Below are 17616 nucleotides of genomic sequence, written 5' to 3'. Positions count from 1 at the left end.
CTTAGAATCCCGCATTGAAGATGCACGGATAAATCCCTTGTCCATGGCGGACAAGGGATTTTATAATGTAACAGAGGGAGGTGGCAATTTGAAAACACAATGGTCTTTAATCGCAGCACTTGTTATAGCTTTGTTAACAGCTGTTTTTGCTGTTATTAATGTCAATTCGGTTCAAGTGAACCTTCTGTTTAGTAGAGTCAGCATTCCTTTGATTCTGCTTATTCTTGGTTGCACTCTTTTAGGTGGACTTATTGTCGGTTCTTTCGGGATCTTCCGTCAATATAGGCTTCAGAGAGAGATCAAACGTCTGACTAATCAGCTTCATACACTACAAGAAGAGCACACAACCGCAGTGGAAGCATATGCGAATGTGTCCAATGACACGACTGGTTCTTTCAGCACTGTGTCTACATCCGACTCAGGTATAGAGCAACCGTCCTCTAACCCTGATCGGTTGTCCAAATGAGGAGGAGCAACAAATGACAATTCAATTAAATGAAAACTATATCATGAGCTTTTTAAATCAGCTACTGAGCACGCCTAGTCCCAGCGGGTATACACATCATGTGATGGAGCTGATTCGTAAGGAAGCCGAAAATCTAGGAATATCCATTGAATGGAATGCAAAAGGCGGTGCTATCTTGACACTGGAAGGTCAAGATACGGACCGTGCAGTGGCGCTCAGTGCGCATGTGGATACTTTGGGCGCGATGGTACGTTCGATAACAACGCAAGGTACCCTACGCCTGACATCTGTAGGCGGCTTCATGATGAACAGCATTGAGAACGAATACTGTCTTATTCATACCCGAGGCGGACAAACGTATACAGGCACGATTCTGTCCAGTCATCCATCCGTGCACGTCTATGATGATGCACGAGGCTTTGAACGCAAGGAGAGCCATATGGAGGTACGAATTGACGAGCTTGTCAAATCGAAAGAAGACGTGCTTCGGCTCGGTATTGGGGTGGGCGATTTCATTTCATTCGATGCGCGCCCGGTCGTAACACCCAGTGGATTTATCAAGTCACGGCACTTGGATGATAAAGCTAGCGTAGCAGCACTGTTTGGTTTATTGGAATCGGCTGTACACGGGGGCTGGAAGCCTCGACATACTGTTAAATTACTCATTTCCAACTATGAGGAAGTGGGACATGGAGCGGCTTACATACCCGAAGGTATCAGCGAAATGATTGCTGTCGACATGGGCTGCATAGGTGAGGATCTGAGCTGCAAGGAAACGGACGTTTCCATTTGTGCCAAAGACTCCTCAGGTCCTTACGACTACAACATGACGACCCGTCTGATTGAACTGGCGAAGGAGCTAAATATTCCGCATGCGGTAGATATTTATCCGCACTATGGCTCAGACGCTTCGGCTGCGCTTAAAGCAGGCAATAACATTCGTGCTGCACTGATCGGACCTGGCGTACATGCCTCTCACGCGATGGAGCGCACGCATAAGCAGGCCGTAGTGAACACTGCCCTCCTGCTCACGGCTTATGTAACGGCCTAGCCACTATATCTGCATGGAAAACAGGATACATCTTCTACAAAAAAAGCAAGCCCCCATTCTAAATGGAGACTTGCTTTTGTATTTTAAGATTTACTTTGTTCAATCTGCTCAGCCAGCTCATTCAGGTAGGTCCAACGTTCCATTTGATGCTCCAGATGCTGTTCTGCCTTTGCTTGCTCAGCCATAAGCTCCTGTAACCGTGCCGAATCGCTGAAAGATTCCTCCATCTGCCGCTGAATGTCGGCCAATTTCTGTTCAGCTTGTTCAATCAGCTCATCAATCTGCTCATATTCTCGCTGTTCCTTAAAGGTAAATTTAAGCTTGGGTTTACTTGTCCCCTTGACGGGTTCGGAGGAACCCACAGACTTAGGTACAGAAGACCGATTCGAGGAAGCCGTCCCCGTCGAGTCCGACGTATTGGCCGAGGATTGAGCATTTTTACTGATCCATTCTGCATACTCGCTATAGTCGCCTACATGCACACGTACCTGTCCATCCCCTTCAAATGCCAGTATTTTGTCCATGGTCCGATCCAGGAAATAACGATCATGAGAAACGATAAAAACTACGCCCGGGAATTCATCCAGATAGTCTTCCAGAACAGAAAGGGTCTGAATATCGAGATCATTTGTCGGTTCATCCAGCAATAGTACATTCGGTGCGGACATAAGGACACGTAGCAGGTACAAGCGACGTTTTTCCCCCCCGGACAGCCGAGAAATAACCGTCCATTGCGCGCTTGGTGCAAATAGAAACCGCTCCAGCATCTGCGCAGCTGTAATCGTCGAACCGTCTGCCGTACGAATTACTTCGGCTTCTTCCTTAATATATTCAATGACACGCAGAGAGTCGTCCATTTCCTGATGCTCCTGAGTAAAATAACCCAGCTTCACAGTCGGTCCCAGTACAACACTGCCGGAATCTGGTTCTACACGCTGGGCAATCATTTGGAGCAGAGTGGATTTTCCACTACCGTTAGGTCCCAGGATGCCTACACGATCACCAGGAACCGCAATGTAACTCAAATCCTGAATCAGCTTACGGGAGTCTACCGCTTTTGACAAATGCTCAATCTCCAAAATCTTTTTACCCAGACGTGTAGAGGCGACGGACATATCTACAGATCCAGAACGAGCTTCCGGTTGCTGATCCCTAAGCTGCTCATATCGGTCAATACGCGCTTTCTGCTTGGTTGATCGAGCCTTTGCTCCTCGGCGAATCCAGGCCAGCTCATTACGCAGCAGGTTCTTTCTTTTTTGTTCCGAAGACGCTTCCCGTTCCTCGCGTTCTGCCTTCAGCTCCAAAAACCGAGTATAGTTAGCCTCATAACGGAAAAGGCGACCATGATCCAGCTCTAACATGACATTAGCCACTCGATCCAGAAAATAGCGATCATGCGTGATCATTAACAACGCACCGCGTCTTTTTTGCAAATATTGCTCCAGCCATGCAACGGACTCATTATCAATATGGTTGGTAGGCTCGTCAAGAATGAGCAGCTCACAGGGTTGGATCAAAGCCGCAGCCAAAGCAACCCGTTTACGCTGACCACCGGAGAGAACGCCCATACGAGATTCAAACTGGGTGATCCCCAGTCGGGTAAGTATATTTTTGGCTTCACTCTCCAGCTGCCATGCTTGGAACGTATCCATTTGCTGACTTGCCCGCAGCAGGCGGTTTTGGATCTCCTCGCTACCCGAATTCAATTCCAGTAATTCCATGGTTTCTGTATATTCACGCACTGCTTTCATTTCAGGCTGATTGCCATGAAAAATATGCTGGAGTACCTTCATTTCAGGATCAAATTCCGGGTTTTGTGCCAGATACTGAATCCGCACATCGTTGTTCACTGCAATGTTACCATCATCTGGCGGCTCCAAGCCAGAAATAACACGTAAAAACGTTGATTTCCCAGTGCCATTTACACCCACGACCCCTATTTTGTCTCGCTCATCCATACCAAAGGAAACATCCTCGAACAACATTTTCTCGCCATAGCTTTTTGTTATATGTTCAACGGTCATAATATTCATACAGATTCCCTACTCTTCCCCAATTTTGTGATGCATCCTGTTTATTTTAACACAGAGACAGCCAATGATTAAAAAAACCGTTAGCTTGAACAAAGCCAGTACGGTTTGCAGGAACAACATGTCAGGATTTTTGTACTCCGGCTTTACAGCCATGCATAAATAAGTTAGCTGCCAACGCAGCCGTCTGATCCACGTCACAATCACGGAAATCTTGATTCAACAAAATATCCATTTTTAAGCGTTCCATCATACCAATGAATGCCTTCGCATGAAATTCGGGCTGACGCACACCCTCTGACGCCAGTTTATTTTTGACCAGATCGGTATAGTCCTGAATAAATCCCCGCATAAACTCCATGAGGTTGGGGTCACTATTCGGTGTCATAAAAAATAATTTAGTATGCTGCTTGCGTTTGTAATAATAGTGGAGATGCAAACTGGCCATCCGCAGCAGCCCTTCTCCCAAAGCATGATTGACCAATGCACCTTGCATTTCGGCCAAGTATTGTTCACAATCTCTACGTGTGACTGCTGTAAAAAGCTGCTCTTTACTTTTAAAGTACAAGTATACCGTGCCTTTAGCAACACCCGCTTGTTCTGCGATTTCGGAAATTTTGCTTTCATAAAAGCCTTTGGTGCCGAAGACAGTGTAAGCGGCGTCTAAAATAGCTTCATATTTATCTCCGTGCATATCCCCCATCTTTGCACCTCCTGAAACCATGATCGAAGCACGCAGTTATTCTCTAGAACGATCTCCTGCCCCATGTTCAGAGTATAAAGAAAATCCCTGCAAGTGCGACCAATCCTCCAAAAATAGAGCTAATGCTGTTCACTCGATCATTGCTCATCCAATGCCAGCCTCGTAAATAAACTGTCGCTTGTCCACAATGCGAGTCTACTTCTACTTCCCGTTTGCAAACTGAGCAATAACGCATCAATTGCACCGTTGCACCAAGATAGGAATCAGCAAAGGCTCCCGCACTGCCCGATATCCCGCCAATCAGTGCCCACAGCCATAACGGCAATTCCAGCATTCCTGCGGCGTGTCCAAAACCCCATGCGCCTATTCCGATCAGTATGCCTCCGGCCAAGGCCGCAGCCGTTCCCAATACAGATACTCCTCCTGAGGTTCCGGGTGCCAGCACCTTCCCGGTAAGCACCGAACGGGGCGGCTTGCGACTCAGGCTTCCGAATTCCGTTGCCCACGTATCGGATGTGACCGTAGCCATGACACCAACAAATGCCAGTTGCCAGGCAACATGAGGCCATATCGCATAACCCAGGCATAGCAGCATGCCTAGCCCCCCATTGGCCCACACTTGCCCTGCATCCCGATTGCCTGTTTTGGCATACGACTTCTCGAGCTCAGCCTTGCGTTCCTTTTTGAACTTCGATAATAGAGTGGACGTGATAAAGAATAAGAGCAATGTGCCGAACCAAAACAGGTTGCCTGCCCCATAATACACAGTTCCCATCAGTACAGCCGCAGCAAAGCCGGATAAGGTTAAGGATTTTTTATAAAATGCAGCCCCCGCCACCACAGTAGCGGAAAGCAAGCCGATGATCCAGTCCATGATAAACCCCCGCTTTTGAGATAAATCTCTATTTTTCACTTATCGTTCTGTATAACATTGTACAATGCTGTACGCTTATATAAAAGCCGTGTCCCATGCTTTCGCACAAGACACGGCCTTCACACAGCTTGCCTGCGGGCTTTGCTCATATCCCCCCAGCCACCAAGAATATGCTTTTTTTAACCTCTTCGTTAATGCCGTCTGTAAATTTAGCCGATGGTAAAGCTTCCCTGACGTTCACTCCCCCAGTAAAGCTCAAAGCGGTCCCCGCTTGTTGTAGGGCCTACCCCTGCCGGAGTGCCTGTAAAAATAATATCTCCCTCACCCAGTCCATATTGAGTCGCTATATACTCAACGATGTGCTGGATGGAGAAGATCATATCTTTGACATGCCCACGCTGCACCTCTTGTCCATTTTTGAACAAGGAAAAATCCTGCTGCTCCAGCATGTCCAAGCTCTCCAAAGGCAAAAACGGCGTCACAGGTGCTGACGATTTAAATCCTTTGGCAGCAGTCCAGGGATGCCCTTTTTTCTTAAGCGTGCTTTGCACATCACGCAGTGTAAAATCAATACCCAATGCAAAAGCGTTCAGACACGCATCTGCAGTCATGCCTGGTTCGTAATTACGTCCGACAGCGACAACCAGTTCAGTTTCAAAATGAATATCTCCCTTACCTTGAGGAAGCTCCAGCGTAGCACCATCCAGCGGCACAACCGCATGAGATGGCTTCAAGAAAATCATCGGTTCTGTGGGAACATCATTACCCAGTTCCTCCGCATGTAACTTATAATTGCGTCCGACACAATAAACATTACGAATTTCTACGTTCATTACGATCCGTCACCCTTCCGCATATGTAGTCCAATTCATTAACGAATAAGTTTACGTATATAGTGCCACATCCGGGGCTTAGAAAGCAAAAAAACCTGCTCCCAGCGATCCGGCCAGTTGGTACAAATCATCAATTCAGGATGCAATGAGGACAATCTCCGCATAATACGACGGTCATCCACCGTCCACGCCATGACCGTAATACCACGTGAGGTTAAATCTTTCAGGAGCTTTCGGTCCAGCCGTGGATAGCCCATGGATAAAAAAGAGCATTGCAGATTTTCTAATTGCTTCGCCAAATCATCTGGACGTGCATCGATAATCAGTCCTGTATGGATTTCAGGTGCCAGTTCTTTTGCTCGGCGTAGCGCCGCACGCTCAAAAGAGGTCAAGACCACCTCACCCTCCATCCCCCTCATCATAATTTCACGAAGCACGGCTTTCTCTAGTCCCGGATACATATCACCAGCAGTTTTGAGCTCAATATTGAGCGATACACGTCCCTGGCACAAATCAAGCACTTGGGCGAGGGAAGGAATGGATTCCCCATGATATTGTGCATTTTTCCAGCTGCCTGCATCGAGTCGTTGCAAGTCTTTCCAGTCTGTATCCTTAACTCGCCCTGTGCCGTTCGTCGTTCGCTCCAAGGTAAAATCATGAATAACCACCGGAACACCGTCCCTTGACAGCTGTACATCCAGCTCAATCCAGTGTACAAAAGACTGCTCCAGCGCAAGCTTAAAGGCTGCCATCGTGTTCTCAGGAGCAATCCCCGAGAAACCGCGGTGAGCCACGCACAAATGATCCATCCCGCTATGACCTCCATCCACAAAGGAGTATCTTATACGATCGTTTTGTCTATTTTCATATTATCCATTTCTTGCTTACTGCTACTGAGCGCTTACCGTACCATCCACACCTATCGAGACATTACTTGGTGACAGCGCTGCTACTTTCTGCAAGATTTTGCTGGCCTCCACATCTTTCAATGGGATCGGTTGACCCAACTCCGCCCGATAAGGGGACAGCTTCAACTTACAAGCGCCATGGCGGGTGCAGGTGGCCTGAAATATCGCTGTATCCCAGGTGGCTGGCACCGTTGATTTAGAAAAAATAAAATTGCCTGTGCTGTATGCAATCCATTTGCCTTTATATTGTTCCATTCCTTGCAGTACATGAGGATGACCGCCAACGACAAGATCAGCCCCGGCGTCAATAAAAGCGTGGGACAACTCGGTTTGATGGGGTTCAAGTGCAGTCGCCCGCTCCTTGCCCCAATGGGCAATCACAATCACCAAATCAGCCTGATTTCGTGCCTCACGAATGGACTTTACGATCGCGGTCGAGTCATAAGCCCCCGCTACACCAGGCTGTGTGGCACCCGCATTCCAGTTGGCTTCAGGCATGACACGTGTAGCCCCCAGCAACGCAATCTTAATCCCGTTACGTTCAAAATAATGCGGTGCATACGCTTCTTTTGCATTACGCCCGGCTCCAGCATGAGCTATACCCTTTTCATCCAAATATTTCAGGGTATCCAGTAATCCGCTTGTCCCCTGATCCAAAATATGATTGTTGGCCAAATTTACAGCATCGATCCCTGCCGCTGCCATTGCAGTTAGCGCCTTGGGCGAAGATTTATACACATACGTTTTATTTAACGCACCGACGCCCTTAGTAGTCACTGGCGTTTCCAGATTGGCAATCGTCAGATCGTCTTTATGGAACAAGCTTCCGAGATATTGGTATGGAAAATCAAATCCATTCTGTTCCAGCCTCTGCTCAACTTTACCGGAAAATTGCACATCCCCTATGAAGTGTAGTGTAACTGCTGGCGAATTTTCATCATCCGTATCTAATTTTCTGACGTCCTCCGTTTCCCTCTTCTCGGTGGATGCATCATCGTTGTCTACATCCTTATTGGATGACTCCTCCTGTGCTTGCCCGTCTTTCTCTGAGGAAGATTTTGCTCCTGAAGAGCTGCCTTTGGAGACATTCGTGTCGGGCGATGTCACAGGACGATTGCCTGTGTCTGGAACCGTAGATTGCTTCGTTTCATTAACATTTTCACTCCCTGAGGGAGTAGAGTGCTCATCATCTTTAGCAGATTCCGTTTGGATGTTCTTTTCAGTTTGCGAATACTTGGCGTTTTCCGCAAGAGAACCACTACTATTGCGTTCAAATATGTAATAATAACCGAAAAGACCTACAATCATGAACAGCAGGACCAGATTCGTAATGATCCATGCCTTACCTATTTTTGGATTTCTTGCTCTCTTTCGACCTTCGTTTCTCTGTGACCTGGGAGGGTACATTCTTCACTCCTTCTATGCTACTACATATGCATGAATTCCTTATTAGCTGGCGAATTTTACACCTTCTCCATTATATATCAAATTTCTATATAAATAGAACCCCTCGCCTATATCGCGAAGGGTTCATTATCGAACGTTTATACCTGTACCTTGACCGCTTCCTGTTGTGCTGCTTGGACAGCATTGGAGGCCCATTCCTTGGCCTGACGGATACAGTCCGGCAAACCGATTGCATCATAGCCAGCGCCTAAAACGTACACTCCTGGCATCGCACTGCGTAGCTCTTCCCGCAGATTAGCAATAGCTTGTGGATGCCCTACCGGGTATTGCGGCATGGAATTGCGAAGACGTGTAATTTCCGTGAACAACGGAGTTGCTGTAACTCCCATCATCTCTTTCAAATCCTTACGGACTACCGCAATCAGCTCATTATCCGGTAATTCTACTGTTTCTTCAGCTCCTGCTCGCCCAACATAGCAACGTAACAGTACCTTATCATCCGGGCTGGTATGTAGCCACTTGGCGGACGTCCACGTACATGCAGTTACGCTACGTCCTTCCTTGCGAGGAACCAGGAAGCCGGAGCCGTCAAAGACGTTCTCAATATCTGTTTTATCAAAGGCCATGACTACGTTCGCTACGGATACATAATTTACCGCTTCCAGTGCAGTCACATTCACATGCTCTCGCAATAGCGGCGCAGCAGCGAAGTTAGGAGTCGTTACAAAAATATCGTCCGCCTCTAGCGTCTCTCCATTGTCCAACATCACGCGATAGGAACTTCCTTCTGTTTCCGTGATCTTTGTGAATTCGGTAACAGCGATTCCGGTGCGTAGATCACAGTCATACAAATCATTCAGTAATGCGTGTACCAAACTTTGCAAGCCTTGACGGAAGGTCAAAAAAGCGCTTTTCTTCGTACCTGTGTGTGTTTCAGCTGGCTTCCGCCCTGTCATCATCCCGTGAATGAGGCTTCCGTATTGCTGCTCTACCTCAGCAAACTGTGGAAAGGTTGCCTGCAAGCTTAGCGTCTTCATGTTGGCAGCATAGATTCCCGCCAGCAGTGGCTCGGTTACATTCTCTAGCACTTCTTTGCCCAGTCGGCGTTCAATAAAATCACCCAGCGCCTCGTCTCCCGGTTCACGACGAGGTGGAATGACAAAATCCATCATAGCCCGCATTTTTCCACCTAAAGAGATCAAGCCACTACGTAAAAATGGTTTGAGCTCCGTTGGAATGCCCAGCACCAGCCCAGGAGGCATCGGATGAAGCTGCCCTGCATGCAAAATATATGTCTTTTTAGCCTCAGGGTTCGTGCTTACCAGCTCATGATCCAGCTCCAGCTCTTTTGCCAGGTCGATCATGGCCGTTTTACGAGCCAGAAAGGAATCTGGCCCCTTTTCAATGACAAAACCATCTTTGTGCAACGTTTCAATTTTCCCGCCCAACACGGGAGCCTTTTCCACCAGTGTAATCTTAGGCGTGTAGCCAGCTTCTTTGTACATTTTCCGTGTATAAAAAGCAGTGCTAAGCCCGGTCAAGCCTCCGCCTACAATTACAATATTACGTACCTTTTGCTCCATTATGCCCTCATCCCTTTTTCCATTGGTCTATGATGACATCACTAAGCGTCTCCATATACAGCGGGTCACTGTTGAGTGAATCAATACGCTGAAAACGCATATCCAATTCCTTCGCCAAAGCCTGTGCTTCAATATCCAAATCGTATAACACCTCTAAATGATCGGAAACAAAACCGACTGGCGCAGCCAGCACATACTCCACTTGCTCTTCCTTAAGGCTATGCATGGTATCCAAAATATCAGGTCCCAGCCATGGCTCTGCTGTACGGCCGGCACTTTGCCACGTAAACTGCCAATTGGTAATTCCTGCCTTATCCGCAACAGCCTGCGAAGTAGCCATTAATTGCTCCACATAAGGATCACCCATAGCCAAAATCCGCTCAGGCAAGCTATGTGCACTGAACAGAACACGAACCTCGTCCCGCTTGGCTCCAGCTTCTTCGAACAGCGCCAGCTTTGCGTTCACACGCTCAGTCAGCGTCTTGATCAGCTTTGGATGCAGATAATAGCTCTCCACAAATGAGATAGCCAGATCCAGTTCCTGTGCCTTAGCCTGTGCGCGCTTGATATAAGTACCTACACTCATAACGGAATAATGCGGAGCCAGCACGACACCCACCGCCTTACGAATGCCATCTTGCACCATCGCTTCGATACCATCCTCAATAAACGGCTTGGCGTGCTTGAGCCCTTGATAACAAACAAATTCGATGTCCGGGTTGCGATTTTCCCGATTTAAGGTTTCCTGTAGGTTGTGAACCTGTCGATCTGTATTCTGACGCAACGGAAACACGCCGCCCACAATGGCTTCGTAGCGATCTTTTAATTCCTTTAACTGCTCCGGTGAGGGAGCATGACCACGGCGAATATGTGTATAATACGCTTCAACCTGGTCCAGACTCTCCGGCGTCCCGTAGGACATGACCAGTACACCCACTTTGGTTTTCATTAGCTGATCCCTCTTATCTTTTCTAGTGTGTTAATTGTTTGACAAAACAGAGCGAGAATACTCGTGTACATAATCAGTAAGCTCTCTTAGCTTATCTAGCGAGGCTTCAGGAAATAAGCCGTGACCGAGATTAAAAATATAGCCCGGCTCCAGAATGCCTTCATCTATGATGGTTTTTGCGTACTGCTTGATCACATTCATTGGCGCAGTAAGCACATACGGGTCCAGATTCCCCTGAACACCAAAACTGTTCCCCAAGCGACGACGTCCTTCAGGTATACTTACCCGCCAGTCTAGTCCAATCACATCGGCTTTTACCCCGCTCAAATGCGGAAGCAATTCACCGGAGCTTACGCCCGGAAAATAAATTTTAGGCACATTCAGATCGGATAACTCATGGAAAATACGTACAATGGTCGGCAACACAAACGTTTGAAAATCATAAGGCGAGAGTGCACCTACCCAGCTATCAAACAATTGAAAAGCCTTACCACCGTTAGCGATATGGGCCCGCACGTATGTAATAACCATATCCCCTAGCTTATCCATTAGACGATGCCACAGTTCAGGCTCCCCATACATCATCGCTTTGGTGCGAATATATCCCTTAGAGGGTCTTCCTTCTATTAAATAGCTTGCAATAGTAAAAGGCGCTCCAGCAAACGTGATCAATGGCACGTTCAGTTCACGGTCTAAAATACGGATGGTCTCCAAAATATGACCCAAATCACCTTCTACATCAATCGGACGCAAGTTGTCCACGTCTGCAGCGGTACGGATTGGATTATCAATAACCGGGCCAATATTTTTGACAATATCAAAATCAACCCCTAGCGAGGCTACCGGATTCATAATATCAGAATATAAAATTGCAGCGTCCACCCCAAGCTTGCGCACGGGCATCAACGTCACTTCTGCGGCCAACTCGGGCTGGCGACAGATTTCAAGCAGCGTGTATTTTTCTTTTATTTTGCGATACTCAGGGTCATACCTTCCGGCCTGCCGCATGTACCATACGGGAATATGATCCACAGCTTGCTTGCGGCAAGCGCGGATAAAAGTATCATTGTAGGTCATGACTTCAGCCTCCAGTTCGAATCATAAATACTATATTTTATTATGCCCTTTTTCAAGAGTCGTAACAACCGCCGCTCTCAAACAAACCATGACAAACCCATGACATTTGGATAAAGTTTCAATGAAGTGTGCTATACTAGAGAAATGGCTTTTTTAAAGCTCCGGGAAGTTATCCATTAATAAGCACCTTTACAACAGGATGAGAATGGCAGAAAGGAAGTGAAAGCACATTGAAAACGTGGGAGACGTGGAAAATCAATCTCATTGTGCTTTGGTTCGGTCAGTTTCTGGTCAATGCAGGCATTACAATGATCACTCCGTTCCTTGCCCTGTATCTGGCTCAAGACCTCCATGTGAAGGGCGAGCACGATATAGGTCTGTGGGCAGGAGTTATTTTTGCAGCTAACTTTTTGACCTCGTTTATATTTCAGCCATTATGGGGCAAGCTGGCCGACCGGTATGGACGTAAAGTCATGCTGCTTCGCTCTGGCTTCGGAATGGCTTTGGTCATCGGGTGTATGGGTTTGGTCACCCACCCATGGCAGCTGCTGGCGCTTCGCCTGCTAAACGGTACAATTTCGGGTTTCAACCCGGCTTCTATTTCCCTAGTGTCGGGTACCACTCCCAAAGAGCGAACCGGATTTGCTATGGGAATTATGCAATCCGGTCAAATGGCTGGCACGATTCTCGGCCCTTTGCTTGGCGGATTTTTGGCTGACTGGGTCGGATTCAGACCGATCTTTTACATTACAGGAGCTCTTATTTTCCTAGCCTCTCTGATGGCGATGTTTTTGGTTAAGGAAAATTTCAGCAAAGCGGAAGCCGCACGAACTCCACAAATTTCGGTTCTTGCCGGATTAAAGGAGCTAAGCCATACCCCCCAGCTTCCGGCTTTGTTCACCGTGACATTCTTACTTCAGTTTGCCATGATCAGCACAGTCTCTCTGCTACCTTTATATGTGCAAAAGCTGTATGGCTCAGCAGAAGGAATTGCCCTAGTTGCCGGGTTCGTTACCGCTATTACAGGCGTATCCAATATGGTAGCCGCACCGCTCCTTGGACGATTAAGTGACAAAATAGGAGCACACAAGATCTTGACAATCTCACTGCTCGGAACGGCGGTTATGCTCATTCCGCAGGCTTTTGTCAATGAAGTATGGCAGCTTGTCATTATCCGTTTTTTTATGGGTGTGTTTATGGGCGGTCTGCTACCCAGTGTAAATGCGCTGATTCGCACCTATACACCGGAAGGAATGGAAAGCCGCTCTTTCGGATTCAACACCAGTTCACTGGCGCTCGGTAATATGCTGGGTGCGGTCATTGGCGGAGTGCTTTCCGGATTTATCGGCATCGAAGGACTGTTCATCATGTCTGGTGTTCTGCTGATTGTCAATATCATCTGGGTACGCATGAAGCTTTATGATCGTAAGGCTGCGCCTGATTTCAGGTAAGACAATCTTCGGTAGGAAAGCCTGCCTAACAGACAAGAACCTCCGCTCCACGTTGCTGTGGATAGGAGGTTCTTTTGGTATATATAGCTACACTTAAGGGTATCTGTTACTTCACTCGTGCCAATGCCAACCCATCATAAGCTGGCAAAAGCGTGCTGACCAGCCGCGGGTCCGTTGCTATCGTTTCGTTAAAACGTCTCACAGCCTGTACGGCAGGGCCGTTCTTGTCTACATTCAGGGTCCGTCCCCGAAGAAAACAGTTATCCCCGGCAATTATAGCGCCTGGATTGGCCAGTGCAATCGCATATTCCAGATACACTGGGTAATTTTCCTTGTCCGCATCAATGAAGAAAAAATCAAAAGTCTTTCCTTCTTCCTGGAGCTTCTTCAGGCCGTCCACTGCGGGTCCGATAAGATATTCGACACGATCACCATAGCCATTGTTTTTCATATGTTGATGAGCCAGCGCTGCGTACGCCTCTTTCAGTTCCAGGGACACGATGCGACCTTTCTCTCCCAGCCCACGGGCCAGGCACAATCCACTGTATCCTCCTAATGCTCCAATCTCCAGTACCTGCTGTGCACCTGAGACTTCAATTAGAAAAGTCAACAGCTTTCCATAGGGATGAGCAACCGATACCTCCGGCATCCCTTCTTTAACGATAGCCTCCCTAATACTGCGCAGCGCCTCATCTTCCTGTACCAGCTGGTCTACATATTGTTCAGGTGTCATATTGGGTGTAATTTCCACGTTTCATCTCTCCTTCTAGCTTTATCATAACGCAGGTTGGGCGCGGTGTCCTTCGCAAATTATTTGCCTTAATGATTTGTCTCTTCGAGTACAATGACCTATACTATAGGGATTGAACCAAGCTTACATGATTATGGGACGGAGTGAATACGTTTAATGACTCAACTGCAACTAATTGCAACTGCGCCGATGGGACTGGAGGCCGTTGTAGCCCGAGAACTTAGAGAATTGGGGTACACGGATCTGACCGTCGAGAATGGCCGCGTCGTTTTTTCCGGAGATTATAAGGATATATGCCGGTGCAACCTGTGGCTTCGCACATCAGATCGCGTTCTTATTAAAATGGGCGAGTTTGCTGCCACTACCTTTGACGAGCTATTCGAGGGTACCAAAGCATTGCCTTGGCAGGATTGGATTCCTGTAGACGGTGAATTTCCCGTAGAAGGACGTTCACACAAATCACAGCTTAGTAGCGTACCAGCCAGTCAGGGAATCGTCAAGAAGGCGATTGTAGAAAAGCTCAAGGAAACCTACCATACAGATTGGTTTGCCGAGGATGGTCCTCGTTATGTCATTGAGGTCATTCTACTGAATGACCGTGCACTGATAACGCTGGACACAACTGGTCCAGGACTGCACAAACGAGGCTATCGCAAGCTTGTTACAGAGGCGCCTCTCAAAGAAACGATGGCCTCCGCTCTTATTCAGCTTAGTCGCTGGAGCCCGGATCGACCATTCTATGATCCATGCTGCGGTTCTGGTACTCTATTGGTTGAAGCAGCTATGCAAGCCTGGAACATTGCGCCAGGTCTGAGACGCACCTTTAACTCGGAAGACTGGCCTGTCATTGGCAGAGAATTATGGAATGAGGCTCGTGACGAGGCGATGGATCTGACCCGTGATGACATTCCTTTTGAGATTGCAGGCAGCGATATCGACCCTAATGCCATACAAGTTGCTGAAGCAGCCGTCAAAGCAGCTGGCTTTGCTAAAGATATCTCACTAAAAGTGCTGCCTGCCAGCAAGGTTAGACTTGAGGGCCAGTATGGTGTGATGATTACAAATCCACCTTATGGCGAAAGATTGAGCGAGCAAGCCGAGGTGGAAAAGCTCATTCGTACACTCGCACGCACAGCAGCCGAAATGAAGACTTGGTCCTTCTTTGCCATTAGTTCCACCAAGCAATTTGAGCATTATTGGGGCCGTAAAGCCGACAAGCGCCGTAAGCTGTTTAACGGTCGAATCGAATGCCAATACTATCAGTATCTGGGCCCCCTGCCTCCACGTCGCAAAGATTCTTCGCCGTTGCAGTCCTAAATGATCGAGCTACAGGCCAGGAAACGAACCCCTCGTTCGTTGTTCTGGCCTGATTTGTGCTGTATTTCCTGTACTTAATCATTGAAAAGCGCAGGATGAGCGCTATAATAATTAAAGGCATTTCGGTTTTAACATTACGTTAATATGTAGTTTATACTAGCCGAACATTTCTGCCGGAGGGGGTAAAGTGTTGGTTATTCGCACGACCAGTGCAAGACGCACTGGTAACATGTTCAGCAGACTACTGCTGTCTCAATATTTCGGATTAGTTCTGTTTTTTGTACTCATGATTGGCAAGCTCGTACTGATTCACTATAACCTGCATGCCCAAAATATTGACATGAATCCGCTGGATTATGTCATTGCTATTGGTTCCTTGTTGCTTGTAAGCTTCTGGACCTTGTGGCTACCACGTCGCGGACGTTTGATTGCTCTTGTAGTGCTCGATATATTGCTCACCGCACTCATTTATTCCGACATGGTTTATTATCGGTATTTCCAGGATTTCATTACGATTCCCGTTTTGCTTCAAGCTGGACAAGTTGATTCTCTGGGTGGAAGTATCGCGTCTCTTATGTACTGGTGGGATATTTTATTTTTTGCAGACTGGATTTTATTCATTCCGTACGTCATATTCGTAGCTTCCTTGCGGCGTCGGTATACAACGAATGATAATTACTTAGCAGCATCACGAAGCTCTTTTACTAAAAGATTTTTGCTTCGCTTCTCCAAGGGGGCATTGGCTTTCCTGATTGGCTATGTTTTGACATTTGGGCCGATCAAAATCTATACCTCTACTTGGGCAACCGGCATATTTGTTGGCAACTGGTGGTCGATGGCCTTATACAACGTAACTGGATTGATCGGATTTCACGGATATGATATCTATCGCTACAGTCAAGATCATCTTGGACCCCAGCCTACATTGGCCCAGGCGGAATCCGATAAAGATAAAGAATGGTTTAACCAACACCAGAATTTACTTCAGGTAAAAAATGACCTGTACGGCAAGTATAAGGGCAAAAATGTGATGGTCATTCAAGCTGAAGCATTTATGAACTTTTTCATCGGCAAACAGATCAACGGTCAAGCAATCACGCCTAACTTTGACAAATTGACGAAGGAAAGTATGTATTTTAATAATTATTTCCATCAAACTGCACAAGGTCGTACTTCGGATGCAGACTTCTCTACACATGCTTCGTTGCATCCGCTTCCTACGGGTTCAGTATTTATCCGTTACGCGGACCATAAATTCGATACGTTGCCTTCCATTTTGAAGGATACCGGTTATAGCCCCAATGCGTTTCACGTGTACGACAGCAGCTTCTGGAACCGTTACACGATGTATAAGGCAATGAACTATGACAAGTTCTATAGTAAAAAAGATTTTAAAATAGATGAGCCCCTCGGCTGGTCCCTGGGAGACAAATCCTTTTTTAGACAAACGCTCAACGATCTCACAACTGAAGTTAAGCAACCGTTTTACGCCTATATGGTAGGCATTTCGAGCCATCATCCGTACAACCTGTCACCTGACGCTGTAGATTTGGATGTTGGGGAATTTGAAGGTACGATGTTCGGAGACTACCTGAAATCCGTTCATTATGTGGATGAAGCTTTGGGTGAATTGGTAGATCAGATGAAGAAAGACGGATTGTGGGATAATACGATCCTGATGTTCTATGGAGATCATGACAATTCCATTAAAGACAAGGCACTGTATGAAAAGTTTTTAGGCAAGCCGCTGACAGATTTAGACATGCAGAAAATTATGAATCAGGTGCCTTTACTTGTGCATCTTCCTGACGGAAGTCAGGCAGGCACGTACACAGAGCCAGCGGGACAGCTGGACTTGACGCCGTCTGTAATGCATCTACTTGGGATTTCTACAAAACCATATCATTTTATGGGTAACGATCTGTTTAGCGGAAAACCTCGTATGGTTGTGCTGCGTACTGGTGCTTTCACGGATGGACGAGTGTACTACATTCCATCTGAGGACGGTACATTCTCCAAGGGAACCTGTTACAATCTGAGTTCAGGCCAACCTACCGATGTGAACGCCTGCGGGCCGGGCTATACCGAGGCTCTCAATCGATTGAACATATCCGATCAGGTCATCACATATGATCTTATTCGCAACTGGGAGACTGAAGCAAAGAAGTAACAAGGATGTTTGCATAACTCCCTGATATAATACAAAAAATCCCGAT

General features: G+C 47.1%; 15 protein-coding genes. 5 read left to right on the top strand and 10 right to left on the bottom strand.

All coding sequences use genetic code 11. The features are described 5' to 3' along the window. Positions 1-43 precede the first annotated feature (43 nt). A complete protein-coding gene (locus tag ABEW32_RS20230) occupies positions 44-466 on the top strand; it encodes a LapA family protein (RefSeq protein WP_430191167.1) in 423 nt (140 codons plus the stop codon). Between the two features lie 13 nt (positions 467-479). Then, positions 480-1517 carry a M42 family metallopeptidase gene (locus ABEW32_RS20225; protein WP_430191165.1) on the top strand — a complete coding sequence of 346 codons (1038 nt, stop codon included), beginning with the start codon at positions 480-482 and terminating at the stop codon, positions 1515-1517. An 83-nt stretch (positions 1518-1600) separates the two neighbouring features. On the opposite strand, the gene ABEW32_RS20220 is transcribed toward ABEW32_RS20225, so the two are convergent. From ABEW32_RS20220 to hemE, 9 genes are all read right to left on the bottom strand, one after another. Next, positions 1601-3550, bottom strand: coding sequence for an ABC-F family ATP-binding cassette domain-containing protein (locus ABEW32_RS20220; RefSeq protein ID WP_430191163.1), 1950 nt, complete (start codon positions 3548-3550; stop codon positions 1601-1603). Between the two features lie 121 nt (positions 3551-3671). After that, entirely contained in the window at positions 3672-4250 is a 579-nt protein-coding gene (locus ABEW32_RS20215; RefSeq protein WP_430191161.1) for a TetR/AcrR family transcriptional regulator, read from the bottom strand. Positions 4251-4317: 67 nt separating this feature from the next. Next, the gene (locus ABEW32_RS20210; RefSeq protein ID WP_430191159.1) at positions 4318-5124 is read right to left on the bottom strand and encodes a DUF92 domain-containing protein; all 807 of its coding nucleotides are present in this window, start codon (positions 5122-5124) and stop codon (positions 4318-4320) included. A gap of 209 nt (positions 5125-5333) precedes the next feature. Then, positions 5334-5957: a fumarylacetoacetate hydrolase family protein gene (locus ABEW32_RS20205; protein ID WP_430191157.1), complete on the bottom strand. Its 624-nt coding sequence runs from the start codon at positions 5955-5957 to the stop codon at positions 5334-5336. 38 nt (positions 5958-5995) lie between these two features. Beyond that, positions 5996-6766: a glycerophosphodiester phosphodiesterase gene (locus ABEW32_RS20200; RefSeq protein ID WP_430191155.1), complete on the bottom strand. Its 771-nt coding sequence runs from the start codon at positions 6764-6766 to the stop codon at positions 5996-5998. Between the two features lie 81 nt (positions 6767-6847). Beyond that, entirely contained in the window at positions 6848-8272 is a 1425-nt protein-coding gene (locus ABEW32_RS20195; protein ID WP_430191153.1) for a CapA family protein, read from the bottom strand. Positions 8273-8409: 137 nt separating this feature from the next. Continuing rightward, the gene (gene hemY, locus ABEW32_RS20190) at positions 8410-9855 is read right to left on the bottom strand and encodes a protoporphyrinogen oxidase (protein WP_430191151.1); all 1446 of its coding nucleotides are present in this window, start codon (positions 9853-9855) and stop codon (positions 8410-8412) included. Between the two features lie 7 nt (positions 9856-9862). Then, positions 9863-10804 carry a ferrochelatase gene (gene hemH / locus ABEW32_RS20185; RefSeq protein WP_430191150.1) on the bottom strand — a complete coding sequence of 314 codons (942 nt, stop codon included), beginning with the start codon at positions 10802-10804 and terminating at the stop codon, positions 9863-9865. Between the two features lie 30 nt (positions 10805-10834). Further along, positions 10835-11881 (bottom strand): uroporphyrinogen decarboxylase, encoded by a 1047-nt coding sequence (hemE, locus tag ABEW32_RS20180; RefSeq protein ID WP_430191148.1) that lies wholly within the window; start codon positions 11879-11881, stop codon positions 10835-10837. 230 nt (positions 11882-12111) lie between these two features. Between hemE and ABEW32_RS20175 the strand changes: the two genes are divergently transcribed. Beyond that, positions 12112-13332: an MFS transporter gene (locus ABEW32_RS20175; protein WP_430191146.1), complete on the top strand. Its 1221-nt coding sequence runs from the start codon at positions 12112-12114 to the stop codon at positions 13330-13332. 106 nt (positions 13333-13438) lie between these two features. On the opposite strand, the gene ABEW32_RS20170 is transcribed toward ABEW32_RS20175, so the two are convergent. Continuing rightward, complete coding sequence (locus ABEW32_RS20170) at positions 13439-14083, bottom strand: O-methyltransferase (protein WP_430191144.1); 645 nt, start codon at positions 14081-14083, stop codon at positions 13439-13441. 156 nt (positions 14084-14239) lie between these two features. Between ABEW32_RS20170 and ABEW32_RS20165 the strand changes: the two genes are divergently transcribed. Both ABEW32_RS20165 and ABEW32_RS20160 read left to right on the top strand, forming a co-directional pair. After that, positions 14240-15400, top strand: coding sequence for a THUMP domain-containing class I SAM-dependent RNA methyltransferase (locus ABEW32_RS20165; RefSeq protein ID WP_430191142.1), 1161 nt, complete (start codon positions 14240-14242; stop codon positions 15398-15400). A 187-nt stretch (positions 15401-15587) separates the two neighbouring features. Then, on the top strand, positions 15588-17570 hold the full coding sequence (locus ABEW32_RS20160; RefSeq protein ID WP_430191140.1) for an LTA synthase family protein: 1983 nt from the start codon (positions 15588-15590) through the stop codon (positions 17568-17570). Positions 17571-17616 lie beyond the last annotated feature (46 nt).

The sequence above is a fragment of the Paenibacillus jamilae genome, assembly GCF_050482105.1.
Classification (GTDB): domain Bacteria; phylum Bacillota; class Bacilli; order Paenibacillales; family Paenibacillaceae; genus Paenibacillus; species Paenibacillus jamilae_B.
This window is presented reverse-complemented; position numbering and strand designations above follow the sequence as displayed.

What these genes read in the sequence shown, in the direction of transcription:
- ABEW32_RS20225 (WP_430191165.1), top strand. Translation starts at nt 480, where the DNA reads ATGACAATTCAATTAAATGAAAACTATATCATGAGCTTTTTAAATCAG.
- hemH (WP_430191150.1), bottom strand. Translation starts at nt 10,804, where the DNA reads ATGAAAACCAAAGTGGGTGTACTGGTCATGTCCTACGGGACGCCGGAG.
- ABEW32_RS20165 (WP_430191142.1), top strand. Translation starts at nt 14,240, where the DNA reads ATGACTCAACTGCAACTAATTGCAACTGCGCCGATGGGACTGGAGGCC.
- ABEW32_RS20210 (WP_430191159.1), bottom strand. Translation starts at nt 5,124, where the DNA reads ATGGACTGGATCATCGGCTTGCTTTCCGCTACTGTGGTGGCGGGGGCT.
- ABEW32_RS20205 (WP_430191157.1), bottom strand. Translation starts at nt 5,957, where the DNA reads ATGAACGTAGAAATTCGTAATGTTTATTGTGTCGGACGCAATTATAAG.
- ABEW32_RS20215 (WP_430191161.1), bottom strand. Translation starts at nt 4,250, where the DNA reads ATGGGGGATATGCACGGAGATAAATATGAAGCTATTTTAGACGCCGCT.
- ABEW32_RS20200 (WP_430191155.1), bottom strand. Translation starts at nt 6,766, where the DNA reads ATGGATCATTTGTGCGTGGCTCACCGCGGTTTCTCGGGGATTGCTCCT.
- ABEW32_RS20195 (WP_430191153.1), bottom strand. Translation starts at nt 8,272, where the DNA reads ATGTACCCTCCCAGGTCACAGAGAAACGAAGGTCGAAAGAGAGCAAGA.
- ABEW32_RS20220 (WP_430191163.1), bottom strand. Translation starts at nt 3,550, where the DNA reads ATGAATATTATGACCGTTGAACATATAACAAAAAGCTATGGCGAGAAA.
- hemY (WP_430191151.1), bottom strand. Translation starts at nt 9,855, where the DNA reads ATGGAGCAAAAGGTACGTAATATTGTAATTGTAGGCGGAGGCTTGACC.
- hemE (WP_430191148.1), bottom strand. Translation starts at nt 11,881, where the DNA reads ATGACCTACAATGATACTTTTATCCGCGCTTGCCGCAAGCAAGCTGTG.
- ABEW32_RS20230 (WP_430191167.1), top strand. Translation starts at nt 44, where the DNA reads ATGGCGGACAAGGGATTTTATAATGTAACAGAGGGAGGTGGCAATTTG.